Source organism: Paenibacillus sp. FSL R5-0810, from assembly GCF_038002285.1.
In the GTDB taxonomy this organism is placed as follows: Bacteria; Bacillota; Bacilli; order Paenibacillales; family Paenibacillaceae; genus Paenibacillus_AQ; species Paenibacillus_AQ lactis.
The window spans coordinates 2,762,361-2,778,815 of record NZ_JBBOCF010000001.1 but is presented as its reverse complement, the minus strand read 5'-3'; the positions used below and the strand labels follow the sequence as shown (position 1 = coordinate 2,778,815).

13 protein-coding genes are annotated in these 16,455 nt (G+C 52.6%); all 13 read left to right on the top strand.

Annotation, left to right across the window (positions count from 1 at the left end):
- Positions 1-48: 48 nt before the first annotated feature.
- Complete coding sequence (locus tag MKX76_RS12650) at positions 49-933, top strand: carbohydrate ABC transporter permease (protein ID WP_007129689.1); 885 nt, start codon at positions 49-51, stop codon at positions 931-933.
- Complete coding sequence (locus tag MKX76_RS12645; protein ID WP_007129690.1) at positions 934-1,761, top strand: carbohydrate ABC transporter permease; 828 nt, start codon at positions 934-936, stop codon at positions 1,759-1,761.
- A gap of 21 nt (positions 1,762-1,782) precedes the next feature.
- On the top strand, positions 1,783-3,642 hold the full coding sequence (locus tag MKX76_RS12640) for a cache domain-containing sensor histidine kinase (RefSeq protein WP_028403701.1): 1,860 nt from the start codon (positions 1,783-1,785) through the stop codon (positions 3,640-3,642).
- Complete coding sequence (locus MKX76_RS12635) at positions 3,617-4,402, top strand: response regulator transcription factor (protein ID WP_007129692.1); 786 nt, start codon at positions 3,617-3,619, stop codon at positions 4,400-4,402. The genes MKX76_RS12640 and MKX76_RS12635 overlap by 26 nt, the downstream gene beginning before the upstream one ends.
- A gap of 97 nt (positions 4,403-4,499) precedes the next feature.
- Complete coding sequence (locus MKX76_RS12630) at positions 4,500-6,140, top strand: glycoside hydrolase family 3 protein (protein ID WP_028403700.1); 1,641 nt, start codon at positions 4,500-4,502, stop codon at positions 6,138-6,140.
- 172 nt (positions 6,141-6,312) lie between these two features.
- Positions 6,313-9,132 carry a stalk domain-containing protein gene (locus tag MKX76_RS12625; RefSeq protein WP_028403699.1) on the top strand — a complete coding sequence of 940 codons (2,820 nt, stop codon included), beginning with the start codon at positions 6,313-6,315 and terminating at the stop codon, positions 9,130-9,132.
- Positions 9,133-9,403: 271 nt separating this feature from the next.
- Positions 9,404-9,871 carry a Fur family transcriptional regulator gene (locus MKX76_RS12620; protein WP_028403698.1) on the top strand — a complete coding sequence of 156 codons (468 nt, stop codon included), beginning with the start codon at positions 9,404-9,406 and terminating at the stop codon, positions 9,869-9,871.
- The gene (gene yidD / locus MKX76_RS12615) at positions 9,868-10,119 is read left to right on the top strand and encodes a membrane protein insertion efficiency factor YidD (RefSeq protein ID WP_007129696.1); all 252 of its coding nucleotides are present in this window, start codon (positions 9,868-9,870) and stop codon (positions 10,117-10,119) included. The genes MKX76_RS12620 and yidD overlap by 4 nt, the downstream gene beginning before the upstream one ends.
- 634 nt (positions 10,120-10,753) lie before the next feature.
- Positions 10,754-12,742 (top strand): methionine--tRNA ligase, encoded by a 1,989-nt coding sequence (metG, locus tag MKX76_RS12610; RefSeq protein WP_341033876.1) that lies wholly within the window; start codon positions 10,754-10,756, stop codon positions 12,740-12,742.
- Between the two features lie 196 nt (positions 12,743-12,938).
- Entirely contained in the window at positions 12,939-14,012 is a 1,074-nt protein-coding gene (locus MKX76_RS12605) for a metal ABC transporter solute-binding protein, Zn/Mn family (RefSeq protein ID WP_341033875.1), read from the top strand.
- A gap of 104 nt (positions 14,013-14,116) precedes the next feature.
- The gene (locus MKX76_RS12600; protein WP_007129699.1) at positions 14,117-14,866 is read left to right on the top strand and encodes a metal ABC transporter ATP-binding protein; all 750 of its coding nucleotides are present in this window, start codon (positions 14,117-14,119) and stop codon (positions 14,864-14,866) included.
- Positions 14,867-14,886: 20 nt separating this feature from the next.
- Entirely contained in the window at positions 14,887-15,717 is an 831-nt protein-coding gene (locus MKX76_RS12595) for a metal ABC transporter permease (RefSeq protein WP_186311071.1), read from the top strand.
- 16 nt (positions 15,718-15,733) lie between these two features.
- Positions 15,734-16,447 (top strand): cytochrome c biogenesis CcdA family protein, encoded by a 714-nt coding sequence (locus MKX76_RS12590; RefSeq protein WP_007129701.1) that lies wholly within the window; start codon positions 15,734-15,736, stop codon positions 16,445-16,447.
- Positions 16,448-16,455 lie beyond the last annotated feature (8 nt).

The following is a 16,455-nucleotide window of genomic DNA, read 5'->3' as shown; positions in this document are numbered from 1 at the left end:
TGGGGGTGCCTTTTCGCCTAAACGACAGACATCAATACGGAGGTTACTATGAATAAAGCGCTGAGAAATCCTCTGATCTACATCTTGTTCGTCCTGCCGGCATTCATCCTGTTCCTGGCTTTTTTCATTTACCCGATCTATACGGCGATTGACAACAGCTTTACGAGCTGGAACGGCATTTCCAAGGACGTGAAGTATATTGGATTCGATAACTATGCTACGGCCATGTCGGACGTCGCGTTCTGGAAATCGGTTAAGAACAATGTCTATTTCATTCTTTTCTCATGTTTGGTCCAGGTTCCGCTGATCGTCATCTTCTCGCTCCTTATCGCCAATGTGAAGCGGTTGAAAGGACTGTACAAAACCGCCGTATTCGCTCCGTCGATCATGTCGACGGCCGTCATCGGCATTCTGTGGGGCTTCATTTATAATCCGGACTTCGGCTTGATGAATCAACTCCTCGGGCTGTTTGGCGTGGAGCCGATCTACTGGCTGTCCGACAAAAACTGGGCGATGCTCTCGATCTTGATCACAAACGCTTGGCAATGGACCGGCTTCTACATTGTGATGGTGCTGGCCGCAATCATCTCCATTCCCAAGGAGCTGGATGAGGCGGCGGCAATCGACGGGGCCACCGGCTGGCAGCGAGCCATGAAAATTACGCTCCCTTTGGTTATGCCGATCATCTCCGTTGTCATCATGCTGTCGATCGCCGGGGCGATGAAAGCAGCCGATATTATCCTGGTAATGACCAAGGGCGGGCCGGCCGGCTCGACGGACGTCATGGCAACCTATATGATCCGTTATGCCATTACGAGCTTTAAGCACGGCTTCGGCAATTCGATTGCCGTTCTGATCTTCGTCTTTACGATGATCATTACCGCGCTCTATCAGGTACTGATCGCACGCCGCAACGAAAGGATTGAATACTAAATGAGAGCGATGAAGAAACTGATCCCGCATATTTTCCTGATGGCTTACCTGCTCGTCATTTTGTATCCGTTCCTGTTCGTTCTGTTCTCGTCGGTAAAGACGGATAACCAGTCGATCGCGGCCAATCCGTTCGGGCTGCCCGACACCTTCGTGCTCGACAATTATGTCAATGCTTGGGTGAACGCGAAGATCAGCACTTATTTCTGGAACAGCTTGTATATCGGCGTGCTGTCCGCATGCTTGTCGATCCTGTTCGCGGCGATGCTGGCCTTTGCCATTACGCGTATGCGTTACAACCGGATCAGCGCCATCCTCTTCCAGTGCATCCTGCTGGGCATGCTTATTCCGAACAACTCCTTGATGCTGCCGATCTATGGCATCATGCGTCAATTGGACATTCTTAATACGCATATGGCGCTCATTCTGCCTTACGTGGCTAATGCGATTCCCTTCTCCGTAATCATTCTTGCGGCCTTCATGCGCTCGCTGCCCGGAGAAATCGAGGAAGCCGCCGTCATCGATGGATTGAGGTCTGGGGGCTTGTTTGCTAGAATTATCTTGCCTCTGACCGTTCCGGCTATCGTAACCGTGTTTATCATTAATTTCTTGGGGAATTGGAACGAATTTTTGCTTGCTAACTATTTCTTGTCCAATGACGAGTTGCGAACACTTCCAGTCGGGATGGTCGGTTTCAGGGACGCTTACAATATGAACTACGCCCAAATGTCGGCGGGGATCGTGTTCAGTGTTCTGCCGGTTCTGATCATCTATGCGATTCTTCAAGAGAAGATCATTGAAGGGGTCACCGCGGGAAGCGTGAAGGGGTAATACGAAAGCGGGAGCATGCGTATGAATCTGCGGAACAAATTGTTTACGGCTTTTTTGGGACTCATTATCATTCCGTTGTTTTTGCTGGGCCTATTTACTTTTTTTATTACCTATAACTCGATTGAGGAAAAATACAGCCAGCAAGCCGAATATTCGCTTAAGGCGATCAGCTACAGCATTCTGAATGTATTCAAGGAGATGGAATACGTCACGGACAACGGGATTGCCACCTCCGTGTTCGCAATGGCGCTGAATGCGAAGGATCCGAACGATCAGAACCTGATTAAGGAGTCCAATGCGGAGCAGCTTAAATTGAACGACCGGCAGCGCAGCTTCCGAAATCTACTATATAACCACCCTGCAATCAGCTATGCCTTTTTGTATCATTTCAACCGGGAGTCGCCCCCGATTCCGATCTTCAGCAAAGAGAATTTCCGAACGCTTCCGTATGACCAGTTTAAGAGCAGCCCGTTATATGATGAAGTGGTGGCGCTGAATGGAAGACCCATGTGGCTAGCCCCGCATGAATTTCAGGAGCTGACAGGCGAAGAGCCGGTATTTACCCAGATTCGGCTGATCAAAGATGTGACGACGCTGCGCAAGCTCGGCATATTGGTCGTCCAGATCAAGAAGTGGGAGTTCGAGGAAATCTTTCGCAATTTAACGATACCTAACAATCTGCAAAACACCTCGTTCATGCTCGTGAATAATGAAGGACTGGTTCTGTTTGATCCGGAGAACAGCATGGACGGACAAAATATCAAGCAATACATGAAGCATAAGGTCGAGTTCAAGCAAGGCTACCAGAGCTTTAAGGCCAAGTTCAACGGGAAGGAGCACATCGTTTCCATTTACCACCTGAATGATTACGGCTGGAATCTGGTCTCCTTCACCGATTGGAACTCGTTGTCCCAGGAAGTAACGTCGTTTGCCAAGTGGTTCTTCGTGATTATGGGCGTCTGCCTTGTCACCGCAATCGTCTTTAACCGGCTGTTCATGAACCGGATTACCGGGACAATTGCCGTCATTGTCCGGTTTATGCGCCGGGTCGAGGACGGAGACCTGAATGCGAGAGTCGAGGAGAAGGGCGAGGATGAGCTTCTGCTGCTCTCCAAAGGCTTTAACAATCTGATGAACCGGATCAACGATCTGTTCGTGCAGGTGAAGAAGGAGCAGCGGCAGAAGACGGAAGCGGAGATGCGGGTGCTGCAGGCGCAGATCAAGCCGCATTTCCTGTTCAACACCCTGGAGTCCATCAATGTGCTTGCCATCCAAAACGAAGGCCGCAAAGTGAGCGAGATGGTATACCGGCTGGCGAGCATCCTGCGCATCAGCATACAAGGCAAGGAAGAAATTACTTTGGAGGAAGAGATCAAGCATCTGCAGAGCTATCTGGAGATCCAGAAGTTCAGGTTCGAGGATGTGTTCGACTATGAAATCGACATTCCGAAGGAGCTGATGCACAGCCGCATCCTCAAGCTGACGCTGCAGCCGCTGGTGGAGAACAGCATCCAGCACGGATTTGAAGGAATCTCGTACAAGGGACTCATCCGGATATCGGCATGGAAGGAACTCGGCAATGTTATCATCCGGGTGGAGGACAACGGGCTTGGAATGACCCCGGAGCAGCTGTCGATGTTTGAATATATGGTGCATGACGATTCGATGTCGCAGCAGGCGAAGCTGCAGAATTTGAAGGTGAATCAGGAACGCCGCGGGCTTGGACTGCGAAGCGTAGCAGACCGCATACGCATTCAGTACGGCGATTATTACGGTCTGTTTATCTGCTCGAGCCGTCCCGGCGGCACCGTTATACAATGTGTCATACCCAATTATGATAGGGGGGACGGGCAGCGTGTTGAAGGTATTATTGGTCGATGACGAGGCTCCGATCTTGAACAATCTGAACAGGGTGCTCCCGTGGGAGGAGATGGGCATGAAGGTGATCGGTTTGGCCCGCAGCGGGACGGAAGCATTGGAAATCGCCGAACAGTATACGCCGGATCTGATTTTGTCGGACATTCGGATGCCCGTGATGGACGGCCTGACATTCATTTCGAAAATTCGGGAAGAGGGGAGCCGCGCGGAAATCATACTGCTTACCGGCTATCAGGAATTCGAGTATGCCAGGGAAGCGATTAAGCTCGGCGTCAAGGATTATATCAGCAAACCGATCCATTATGGCGAGCTGGAAAATAAGGTGCGCGAGATCGGGGAGGAAATCCGTAAGAAGAGGGCGAAAGAGAAGTATTACAGCACCGTTTCGCTGATCGACGATGTTCCGGGGCCGGAGACCGCCAAGAAGACGCCCGAGCAGCTGGTCGCTTCCGCCCTGGAATATATCAATACCAATATGGGGCAGGACCTGGGCATTGAAGAGCTCTCGGAGCATTTGGGCATCAGCTCGAGTTACTTTTGCCTGCTGTTCAAGAATCACGTGGGGCTGACCTTTGTCGAATATTTGACGAAGCAGCGGATGGAGGCGGCCAAGTTCCTCCTCGTGAACAGTGATAAGAACATTGCCCAGATCGGCTCCTTTGTCGGTTATCATGAGCGGCGCTATTTCACGAAGGTGTTTCAGAAAGCGACCGGCATGACCCCGTCCGAATTCCGGGAAATGTCCGGCAAAGCAACAGTATGAACTTATTCTGGACGCTGCAGGCAGCTTATGCATCATGCGCTCGATTTCATCTTAGCCTGCGAAGTCCCTAATATGAGAGAAAGTAGGTACGTAATCGATGAAGTGGACTGCAGCAGATTTAACCTTGGAGCAAAAAGTTGGACAAATGTTCATTTGCGGATTCAATGCGCTGACACCGAATGAGCATGCCAGAGTATTGATCGAACAGCATCAGATCGGCGGCATCTGTTATTTCCGCCGCAATGTGGAGACCCTGCCGCAGCTTGCGGAGCTGTCGGAAGCCCTCCAGCGCATGGCCGCGGAGAAGCAGAGCATCCCGCTGTTGATTTCAATCGACCAGGAGGGCGGCATGGTTGCCCGCATTGACCATGACGGGATCAGCCGCATTCCTGGAAATATGGCGCTCGGCGCTTCAGGCAGCGTGGAGGATTGCTATGAGGTGGCAAGGATCGGAGCCCGCGAGCTGCGCTCCCTCGGCGTAAACATGAACTTCGCCCCTTGCCTTGATGTTAACAATAATCCGCGCAATCCGGTCATCGGGGTGCGTTCCTTCGGCGAGGATCCTGAAGCGGTGGCAGCCCTTGGCGCGGCAAGTATCAGAGGATATCAGGAAGAAGGCGTATCCGCTACGGCCAAGCATTTTCCCGGGCACGGCGATACGAGCGTCGATTCCCATCTGGGCAGAGCGTCGGTTCCGCATGACAGAGAGCGCTTGAACCGGGTGGAGCTGTATCCGTTCATCCAAGCGATCAAGCATGGGGTAGACGCGATTATGACGGCCCATGTCAGCTTTCCGGCGATTGAGCCGAGCGATCTGCCAGCCACCTTGTCCCGCGCGGTGTTGACCGGACTGCTCCGGGAGGAGCTGGGCTTCGAAGGACTGATCGTAACCGATTGCCTGGAAATGCACGCCATTTCCAAAGAATACGGCATACCAGAAGGCGCCATCCGCGCGATCCAGGCCGGGGCGGACTGTGTGCTCGTCAGCCATACGCTCTCGGAGCAGACCGCGGCGATTACAGCTGTCATCGAGGCTGTCCGGAGCGGAAGAATTCCGATGGCGCAAATCGATGCTGCCGTGGGCCGGATCCTGGCTTTGAAGGAGCGTAATGCCAAGCTGGCAGCCGAGCTGCCGGTTCAGCCCGTAGCCCGGGTGAGCGAGGAGACGAAGCAGCTGCTGTTCGATATTGCAGGTAGAGGCATTACGCTTGTCAAGGACGAGGGACAGCTGCCGCTGCAGGCGGAGGAGCCAGTAGCGGTGATCTGGCCGGAGCTGCTTAAGGCAACCCAGGTTGATGAGGCATGGAGCAAGAGCTATACGCTGGGCAACGCGCTTAGAAGTAGAGGGGTCCAGGCGGATGATGTGCGCGTCGGCACCAATATGACCGATGAAGAGGTAGAGCAGGCGCTTCAAGCGGTGAGCGGTTATACGCAGATCGTAGTCGCTACGTATACCTCCGAGAGTCGTCTTCCGGAGGGGCAGAAGAAGCTGGTGGAGCGGCTGTCCGCGCTCGAAGGCGTAACGTTGATCGTCGTTGCGACCCGCAACCCGTACGATCTTATCGATCTCCCGCCGGTTCCTGCGTATTTGTGCACGTATGAAAATACACCGTACTACATGCAAGCCGCTGCGGATGTGCTTCTCGGTAAGCTAAAGCCGGGCGGCAGGCTCCCGGTCGGAATCAGCGAGACTTATCCGCTGGGCTGGAGCTATAACCAGAACGTTGCAAACCGTTAAATCACGATAATTAACGTTAAATCACGTGAAAAACCGGAGCTATCCTCCTGGAGGGGGCTCCGGTTTTACTATTATCCTGACCATTTATAGCAACTTTTCAGGATTTATGGCGTCTAATAGTATGTCTGATAGAGACAGTAGAGACTATAAAGCAGTTTTAAAGGAGTAGAGGATGAACTTCAGAAGAATCTCATTGATCACCGTCCTTGCTGCGGCACAGGTATTTGCAGCCGTTCCGGCAGCGGCAGCATCACCGGATTTGACGGCTCCGGCCCAATCCGCCGGTTCGACGCTGCAGTCCACTGCGGTGGAACAAGGTGAGCAAAGCCTGCAGCAGCAGACGGATCAGCAAGACGTACAGCCAGAACAGCAGTCAGTAGAAGAACAGTCGGTCGAAACGGATTCAATAGAAACGGATTCAGCACAGCAAGAAAGTGCGGATTCGATTCCGGATGAAGCCGAGGGAGTTTCATCATCCGTTGATACGGAGCAAGACAGTAAACAGTCAGCGAATCAGCAGCAAGCAGAGGAAGAGGGGAACGGTTCGGGAGAGACCGGGAATAGCTCCGGTAACACCGGGAACGATACGAACATATCGAGCACCTCCGAAACATCGCCGGCTTCCAAGAATGAGCTTGTGCTTTTGATGAACAGTGACGTGATGTACCATAACGGACAGCGCTATAAGGCCGGGGAGCCGATGGCCGTCAAGAAAGGCGTATCTTATATAGCGGTACGGGCAATGGTCGAGCGTGCAGGTCTTAAGCTCTCTTTTGACAATAAGACAAAGGAAACCATTATCATCAAGGATGGCAATGAGCTCCGCTTTAAGACAGGGAGCAGCAATTATAAAGTAAACGGACAGGTCCGCCCGATGAAGGGGCCGGCCTATATTTCCAACAATGTGTTTATGGTTCCATTAACTTCGATTACGCAAGCGCTTGATATTCCATATACGGTTAATCAATCCGAGAAGAAAGTGATTCTTGACCTGTCCCGTAGCGGCAGCGGAGACGGAGGCAGCAGCGACGGCGGAAGCACGCAGCCTGAGCCGGGAGACGGCAGCGGGGGCAGCCAGGTGCCTAACCTTCCGAATCTTGGTCCTAACGATCTGATCCTGATGATGAACAGCGACGTTATGTATCAAGGCGGCAAGATGTATAAGGCCGGACAGCCGATGGCCGTAAAGCGGGGGGTATCCTACGTCGCGATCCGATCGCTGGTCAATCGGGTAGGGCTTAAGCTTACCTATGACGCGAAGACGAAGGAGACGATTATTATCCGCGGCGGCGACGAGCTTCGGTTCAAAACGAACAGCAGCGTGTACACCGTCAACGGAGAACGCAGAACGATGAAGGGACCTGCGTATCAGAGCAACAATACGTTCATGGTACCGCTGACAAGCATTACGCAGGCACTGGATATTTCCTATAAGGTGGACCAGCCGAACAAACGCATTATACTCAGCCTGAGCACGAAGCCGATCGCGTCCTTCACCGTGTCGCCGGCCGAAATTTATGCCGGAGAGACCTATGTTACGTATCGGACGAATGCCTATTCCCCGACAGGACTTCCCATTGTGGATGAGCGCTGGGAGGGACGGGAGGAGATGTTTAGCCAGCCGGGCACCTACCCTGTCACCTACTCGGTTCAGGATTCAAGCGGCGAGTGGAGCGATCCATACACGCTGAATATTCAGGTCCTCGCACCGAATACGCCGCCGGTCGCCATGTTCACGACAGACAAAGAACAATACAAGATGGGTGAGAAAATCACCTATATCGACCAGAGCTACGACCAGGACCCGGGCGATGAGCTGACTTACAAATGGGAAAATAACGAAAAGGCGTTCTTTACCGCGGGTTCGCACAAAGTCCGGTTAATCGTAACGGATAAAAAAGGCGCGACCAGCACGTACGAGAAGGTCATTACCGTGACGAACGAGGTATTGTATACCCAAGACCAGTTCAACCAATTGTTTACGGATATCGGCGATAGCTATTCATTCAACGGCTCCGTGGTACCGACTTGGGACTTGCTGCCGATTACCCGAAGCTCCGAGCCGACGATGCTGATCCGCAGCAACTCGCCGGAGACGGTGTACCAGGAAGGGATCGTTTATCGGGAGACCGGCAACGGCAGCACCCGGTTCATGATCCATCATATGAACGCTACCGGGAAAAATATGAAGATGTACGTCGTGGCCACCAATATCAACAGCTTACCGACAAGGCTGACAACCGAATATTCCGGCATGGGCGGACCGATCAATATTCCGACCGCAACAGGCAAGGCGGCTGTGCTTCGTTACCTGGAATCCATGCAGTCATCGGCCGATTATCAATCCATCACGATGGCTCCGGGGGAGAGCAGAGTAATTCTGAAGGATCTAAGCGCCCAATCGCTGAAGAACGGGCAGGTTGTTTCCATGCTCGCTGACCTGTATTCGGATGCGCCGATCCGTTATGATGTCATCATGATCGATGAAACGAAAGACCCGATCCAGAAGCTGCCTCACCTGATTTTGCAGTCGCCGGACGGTGTGCATAATCGGGGATCCTATGCGGATTCGACGAGAATCATCGAATCCTACGAGCTTGTAGGCAACAAGCCGGGGCGTCTTGCGATCGGGGACAATACGAATGACCCGAACCTGGAAGGATACGACGGGATTAACGGCTCCTATACAACCAATGCCGGCAATTTCGGCGTCCTGTACAAAATCAAGCTGCACCGCGTAGCGCCGAATACGCTGATCACGCTGAATCCGCGCGGCGGCAAATACATGGGTGCCATGATGGTCAACGGCAAGATTATTCAAACGCCGAATACGAGCAATGGAGCGGTATCCGCTCCGAACGATGCAGCCGTGCTGTATCGAACAGGCAGCTACGAGGAAACGGTGGAATTTCTCTTCACGGCAGCGCCGGGAAGCAGCCTTCCGATCAATCTCCTTGTGCAGCCGCTGCCCGAGTTAAAGAACGAATCCTGATAAGATGATGAAATTGTAACGATGAATGTTGTTAGCACCGGGCACAGCGATCCTAACATGACCGCTCTTTGGTGCAGGGGAGGCTGTTTTCGAACCGTAAATAACGGTTTCGAAGACGGCCTCTTTCCGGCTTCATGGCGGATACAGCTGCGGGCTCAAGCGTAGTGCCATAAACCGACGTTCGGGCAGGAGGGATAACCGCTTTCATTGACGATGGCTGTTTTTTCAGGCATTATTAAGGGAGTTGACACGAACAGGAGGTCACTTGCGTATGCTTACGACGGAACAGATTATTGACGCCATGTCGGAACATGGGCTGCGCATTACCGATCAGCGAAAGACGCTTGCCAAATTGTTTGGAGAGCATGAGGGCTATCTGACAGCCAAGGACGTTTATGAATATATGGGCCGGAAGTACAGCGGGCTAAGCTTTGATACGGTATATCGTAATTTGCGGGTCCTGTATGAGCTCGGCTTGCTGGAGCAGGTTGTGTTTGAGGAAGGCATCAAATTCAGAGGGCGCTGCAGCGAGGATCATCACCATCATCACATGATCTGTCTGCAATGCCAGAAAACGTACCCGATTACGTTCTGTCCGATGCAGCTGACCGACACGCCGGACGATTTTCAAGTCGTCCAGCACAAATTCGAGGTGTTCGGCTACTGCCGCGATTGCTGCAAGGCGGATGCCGGCGGACAGGCGGCCAAGGGCAAAGGAAAGCAGGAGCAACAGGTATGAGCACCGCACGCCGGGTGGTGAAGGTTCCGATCCACTTCTATCGGAAATTCATCTCTCCATTAAAGCCGGCGACCTGCCGTTTCTATCCGACTTGCTCAGCCTATGCCCTTGAAGCGATCGAAGTTCACGGTGCTCTGAAGGGCTCCTGGCTGGCTGCTAAACGGATTGCCAGATGCCACCCGTTTCATCCCGGGGGGATCGATCTTGTCCCGCCCCGGAAGGGCGAGGAGCCGGCACCGATGGAATAGGCGGTTGCAAGCTGCCAGATGATGAGCGAATAAATTCTATGAAATTGCCCATGCTGTGTTCATAAGAGCAAGATACACCTTGACACTCGTTGTTATGGTTGATTAAAATGGATACAACTTATTGATCGAGATCAAAAAGTGGGATTTTCAGCACCAAGAAGGCTGGATGAAGCTAGGGACTGAGGAGCGGAGCGTACGTTTTGGGTACGTGAGCACCGGAAGGCCCGGCTGAATTCAAGATTCGATGCCGAGTTACTTCTTGTCTCACTTCGTGATCAAAAGACGACTTTTTGATCAACCCTTTTATAATGATTTCCAATGAAGAGATAAGTACGAGAGCTGTCGCCATGTCCAGAGAGCCGGGGAAGCTGCAAACCGGTCTTGGCGCATTTCGGAAAATGGTCTTGGAGGAACCGCTTTTGAGCGTGCAGCTGAACAAGGATGGCTGCCGTAAAGGAGCGGCGTGAGCCAGCGTTAATGGCGGTCCGCGAATGAAGCGGCAGATGAGCCTGTAACCTGTAAGGGTTGCGGGGAAATTGGGTGGTAACACGTGAGATCAGCTCTCGTCCCATTGGGACGGGAGCTTTTTATGTTGTTTCGAGCATCTCCATTTCATGGCAAAGGAAGGATTACAATGACAGACAAGAAGACATTTTACATTACAACCCCGATCTACTATCCGAGCGACAAGCTGCACATCGGACATGCGTACACGACGGTGGCCGGCGACGCGATGGCGCGCTACAAGCAGCTGCGCGGATATGATGTCCGTTATTTGACGGGCACGGATGAGCATGGTCAGAAGATCGAGCGGAAAGCGGCCGAAGCCGGCAAAACGCCGCAGCAATTCGTTGATGACATCGTGGCAGGCATTAAGGATCTCTGGAAGAAGCTTGACATTTCGAATGAGGATTTCATCCGGACAACCGAGAAACGCCATACGTCGGTTGTACAAGAGGTATTCGAGCGGCTGCTGAAGCAGGATGACATTTACAAAGGCGAGTACGAGGGCTGGTATTGTACTCCTTGCGAATCGTTCTTCCTGGAGCGTCAGCTGGTTAACGGCAACTGCCCGGATTGCGGCCGGCCGGTTGAGCTCGTGAAGGAGGAAAGCTACTTCTTCCGGATGGGCAAATACGTGGACCGTCTCCTGCAGTATTATGAGGAGCACCCGGATTTCATTCAGCCGGTATCCCGGAAGAACGAAATGATCAACAACTTCATCAAGCCGGGTCTTGAGGACCTCGCCGTCTCCCGTACAACCTATGAATGGGGCGTCAAGGTCAAGAGCGATCCGAAGCATGTGATCTACGTATGGATCGATGCGCTGCTGAATTATATCACGGCGCTTGGCTACGGCTCGGAGGACAGCTCGCTGTTTGACCGGTATTGGCCGGCGGATGTACATCTGATGAGCAAAGAGATCGTCCGGTTCCATACGATCTACTGGCCGATCATTCTCATGGCGCTGGATCTGCCGCTTCCGAAAAAAGTGTTCGCACACGGATGGCTGCTGATGAAGGATGGCAAAATGTCCAAATCCAAAGGCAATGTGGTCGACCCGGTTACGATGATCGACCGCTACGGTCTGGATTCGCTCCGTTATTATTTGCTGCGGGAGGTTCCTTTCGGAGCGGACGGCACATTCACACCGGAAAGCTTCGTCGAGCGGGTGAACTCGGATCTGGCCAATGACCTCGGCAATCTGCTGAATCGGACCGTGGCGATGGTATATAAATATTTCGACGGTGAGGTTCCCGCCTTCAAGGCAGGCGTGACCCCTTACGATTCATCCATCGAGGAAGCTGCTAAGGCGGTCTATGATAAGGTCGAGACCGCGATGGAGAATATGGAGTTCTCCGTAGCTCTGACGGCAATTAGCCAGTTCGTCAGCCGCAGCAATAAATATATCGATGAGACCCAGCCGTGGGCACTGGCCAAGGATGAGAGCAAACGCGAAGAGCTTGCATCCGTCATGAGCCATTTGGTGGAGACGCTGCGTGTTGCCTCGATCCTGCTGCAGCCGTTCCTGACCCGGACGCCGAAGAAAATCTGGGAGCAGCTCGGTCTCACGGAAGGAGATCTGACAACTTGGGATAGCGGCCGCGACTTCGGTGCGATACCGGCGGGAACGAAGCTTCAGAAGGGCGACCCGATCTTCCCTCGCCTCGATCCGGAGCAGGAGGTCGCTTATATCGCCGAAGCGATGACGGGCGGTGCAAAGGCTGCTGAGGAAGCCAAGAACGATCCGCAGCCGGCAGCTTCGGCTGCGGATGCCGAGGAAGCACCGGAGCTGAAGGAGGAAATCGGCATTGAGGATTTCGCCAAAGTCGAGCTTCGTGTTGCCCAGGTTACAGCAGCCGAGCCGGTGAAGAAGGCCGACAAGCTGCTAAAGCTGCAGCTCGATCTGGGCTTTGAACAGCGTCAAGTCGTGTCCGGAATCGCGAAGTTTTACAAGCCGGAGGAGCTGGTGGGGCAGAAGGTCATCTGTGTGACGAATTTGAAGCCGGTGAAGCTCAGAGGCGAGCTGTCCCAGGGCATGATCCTGGCTGCCTCGAAAGGCGATCAGCTCACGCTCGCAACGGTGCCGGAGAGTATGCCGAATGGCGCAATCGTCAAATAATCAGCGCTTGAAATTGAATGAAGAAGGTTAGAAGGGTGTACCCTGTTAACGGGTACGCCTTTTTTCTATGGAAGGAACGATATGAGCAAAAAATTAATAGTAACGGTTACGATGTAGTTGACAATCTCGTTTTTCTTCTCTTATAATCTTGTTAGTAATGTTTACGATTAGATAGAACGGAGCGGGTGAGGGAATCATGAGCAGGAACAAGAAAGCGAAGTGGACATGGGGAATGGCAGCATTGCTGTGGGCACTGCTAATCGTGTCAGGCTGCGGCAGCAAATCCGGCGGCAGCATTGTGGAAGGGAAAATCAATGTCATAACGACCTTCTATCCCATATATGAATTTACGAAGGAAATTGGCGGTGAAGAGGTTAATGTCGTTAATCTGCTGCCGACCGGAGTCGAGCCGCATGATTGGACGCCGAAAAGCCAGGACATGGTCAATGCCTCCAAGGCCCAGTTGTTTCTATATAACGGTGCCGGATTTGAAGGCTGGGTTCCTTCATTTCTCAAGGGACTGAATAAGGATTCCGAGGTGAAGGCCGTCGAGGTAAGCCAAGGCATTCAACTGATTGATGCCGAGGGAGATGACGGCCATAATCATGGAGCCGGTGACGAGGCTGGACATGAACACAGCCATGAAGCGGCCGGAGAGGCCGCAGAAGAAGAGCATGATCACAGTCACGATGAGGCCGCAGCGGAAGAGCATGCCGCAGGGTCGGGCACAGCCGAAGGAACCAGCCATCATACCGATCCTCATACATGGGTGAGTCCGAAGTCAGCCTTGATCATGGCCGAGAATATCAAGAACAGCCTGGTCGATGCGGATCCGGAACATAAAGCGCAGTACGAACAGCGTTATGAAGCGCTGAAGGATAAGCTTGCTAAGCTCGATCAAGCTTTTACCGAACAATTGTCCGGCCTTCCGAAGAAAGACATCGTCGTCTCCCATCAAGCATTCGGATATTTATGCCGGGACTACGGGCTTACGCAGCACGCGATCATGGGATTGTCCCCTGATGCCGAGCCGCGCGCGCAGGATATCGTGAATTTGACGAAAACGGTAAATGAAAAGGGACTCCGTTACGTATTCTTCGAGGAGCTTGTGTCGGATAAGCTGGCCAAGACCCTTGCAAATGAGGCCGGTGTAGAGACGCTTGTCCTAAACCCGGTAGAGGGATTGACGAAGGAGCAGGCGGAGAACGGAGAGAACTACTTCACGATTATGGAGAAAAATTTGCAAAATCTAAAGAAGGCCTTACAATAATAGAGAAGGGGGGAGCTAAGTCCCCTCTTCTTCCTGTCATTACAGGGTATAAAAGCTGCATAAATTTTGATAGCAAAATTTAAAGATAGAAAGGCGGCCAGGTTATGGAACCGGCAGCACAGGATTGCCACCAAACGATTATACAAATCGATAATGTATCCTTTAATTACCGGGATCAGAAGGTGATTAAGGACTTGAATTTCTCAATTAAAGAGCGGGACTTTGTAGGCATTGTCGGCTCGAACGGAGCGGGCAAGACCACCTTGCTGCGGATGATCGTCGGGCTTCTGCCGGCTGCGGAGGGCTCGATCGAGCTGTTCGGCCAGCCGATCCGCAAATTCCGGGATTGGGAGCGCATCGGCTATGTGCCGCAGAAAAATGCGTTCAATCCGCTCTTTCCCGCTACCGTCCGGGAAGTCGTTCTTTCGGGATTATATAACCGTAAGAAGATGTTCCGCCGCATCAGCCGCGAGGATCACCGCAAATGCGAGGATGCCCTGGAGGTTATGCGGATTCAGGATATTGCGGATAAGCGGATCGGCGCATTGTCCGGCGGCCAGCAGCAGCGCGTGTTTCTCGCGCGCGCGCTGATCAACCGTCCGGATCTCCTCATATTGGACGAGCCGACAATCGGAATCGACGCCGAGACGCAGGCCGGTTTTTTCGACTTGATCACCCATATGCATGCGCATCACCACATGACCTTTCTGATGGTCACGCATGATCTCGATATGGTGAAGGATTATTTGGGAGAATCGCCGGTATCGCATAACGGAAAAATCCAGTTTTTCGTTCGGCATTCCCATGAGATCGAAAACTGCGAGATCGAGGATCTTCAGCATTCTCTCGTTTAAATTAGGTATTAATTCATTGGATGCAAGAGAAGGAGACGTTGTCATTGCTTGATATATTGCAAAGCGATTTTTTTCAGCGGGCGCTTGTCGGGGGAATATTGATCGGCATCACCGCACCGCTCATCGGAATATTTCTTGTGCTGCGCCGGCTGTCCATGATCGGAGATACGCTGTCCCATGTGACGATTGCCGGCGTTGCGCTCGGATTTCTGATTGAAGTATACCCGCTGGCTGCCGGGCTTGTGTTCGCGGTTGCGGCATCCTTCGCGATTGAGAAGCTGCGAAAGGCGTACAAGAGCTATGCCGAGCTGTCCATTGCGATCATCATGTCAGGCGGCGTAGCGCTCGCGTCGCTGTTCTTCACGCTGGGAATGGGCTATAATACGGATGTCATGAGCTATCTGTTCGGCAGTATCTACACTTTGGATACGACGGATATATATATGGTTGGCGGCGTTACCGTTATCGTCATTGCCGTGGTCTTCCTGCTGCTTAAGGAATTTTTCCTGTTAAGCTTCGAGGAGGACGCTGCCAGCGTCAGTGGACTGCCGGTCAAAGTGATGAACATGGTGATCACGGTATTGACCGCGCTCGTCGTCAGCACGGCGATCAAAATCGTCGGCGCACTGCTCGTGTCCGCGCTTCTGACGATACCGGTTGCCATCAGCCTGCTGCTGGCACGCAGCTTCCGGAGCTCGATCATTCTGTCCGTGGTCATCTCGGAGATCGCCGTCATCGGAGGTTTGATGCTGGCCGGCGTATTTAACCTGGCGCCTGGAGCAACGATTGTACTGCTGCTGATCGGCCTGCTCATCGTCGCATTGGTCGGCAAAAAGGGTTTTACGACGTAAGGAGGTCTAACATTCAATGGCTGATATTAACGTCGGCATCGCATTTGCAGCCGGATTCGCATCCTTTATATCTCCATGCTGCTTGCCGTTATATCCGTCTTATTTATCCATCATCACCGGCATGTCGGTCAATGATTTGAAGAATGAGCAGAATCGCAAGGAGGTCCGCTTCCGGACGATGACGCATACCCTTGCGTTCATTCTTGGTTTTTCGGCGGTTTATTACACCCTTGGATGGGGAGCGGGGCTGTTCGGGGAGTTCTTCATGGAGTACCAGGACCTGATCCGCCAGCTGTCCGCGCTGTTAATCATTGTTATGGGGCTTATGCTGGTCGGCATTTTCCAGCCCCGATTTTTGATGAAAGACCGGAAATTCAACTTTAAATCCAAGCCGACCGGATACATAGGAACCTTTCTGTTCGGAATCGGATTTGCCGCAGGCTGGTCGCCTTGCGTCGGACCGATTCTGACCGCGATTATCGCGCTTGCCGCTTCGGATCCCGGCACATGGTTTCCACTGATCACATCTTACTCGCTAGGCTTTGCCGTACCGTTTTTTATTCTGGCCTTTTTCATCGGATCGACGCGGTGGATTTTGAAGTATTCCAGCATCTTGATGAAGGTGGGCGGCATATTGATGATCCTGATGGGGATCCTGCTGTTTACGGACCAAATGTACAAAATCACAATTTGGCTGCAGGGCATTACGCCTGAATGGCTGAAGTTTTGATGCTGCTT

What these genes read in the sequence shown, in the direction of transcription:
- MKX76_RS12640 (WP_028403701.1), top strand. Translation starts at nt 1,783, where the DNA reads ATGAATCTGCGGAACAAATTGTTTACGGCTTTTTTGGGACTCATTATC.
- MKX76_RS12625 (WP_028403699.1), top strand. Translation starts at nt 6,313, where the DNA reads ATGAACTTCAGAAGAATCTCATTGATCACCGTCCTTGCTGCGGCACAG.
- MKX76_RS12645 (WP_007129690.1), top strand. Translation starts at nt 934, where the DNA reads ATGAGAGCGATGAAGAAACTGATCCCGCATATTTTCCTGATGGCTTAC.
- yidD (WP_007129696.1), top strand. Translation starts at nt 9,868, where the DNA reads ATGAGCACCGCACGCCGGGTGGTGAAGGTTCCGATCCACTTCTATCGG.
- metG (WP_341033876.1), top strand. Translation starts at nt 10,754, where the DNA reads ATGACAGACAAGAAGACATTTTACATTACAACCCCGATCTACTATCCG.
- MKX76_RS12620 (WP_028403698.1), top strand. Translation starts at nt 9,404, where the DNA reads ATGCTTACGACGGAACAGATTATTGACGCCATGTCGGAACATGGGCTG.
- MKX76_RS12605 (WP_341033875.1), top strand. Translation starts at nt 12,939, where the DNA reads ATGAGCAGGAACAAGAAAGCGAAGTGGACATGGGGAATGGCAGCATTG.
- MKX76_RS12650 (WP_007129689.1), top strand. Translation starts at nt 49, where the DNA reads ATGAATAAAGCGCTGAGAAATCCTCTGATCTACATCTTGTTCGTCCTG.
- MKX76_RS12600 (WP_007129699.1), top strand. Translation starts at nt 14,117, where the DNA reads ATGGAACCGGCAGCACAGGATTGCCACCAAACGATTATACAAATCGAT.
- MKX76_RS12630 (WP_028403700.1), top strand. Translation starts at nt 4,500, where the DNA reads ATGAAGTGGACTGCAGCAGATTTAACCTTGGAGCAAAAAGTTGGACAA.
- MKX76_RS12595 (WP_186311071.1), top strand. Translation starts at nt 14,887, where the DNA reads ATGCAAGAGAAGGAGACGTTGTCATTGCTTGATATATTGCAAAGCGAT.
- MKX76_RS12590 (WP_007129701.1), top strand. Translation starts at nt 15,734, where the DNA reads ATGGCTGATATTAACGTCGGCATCGCATTTGCAGCCGGATTCGCATCC.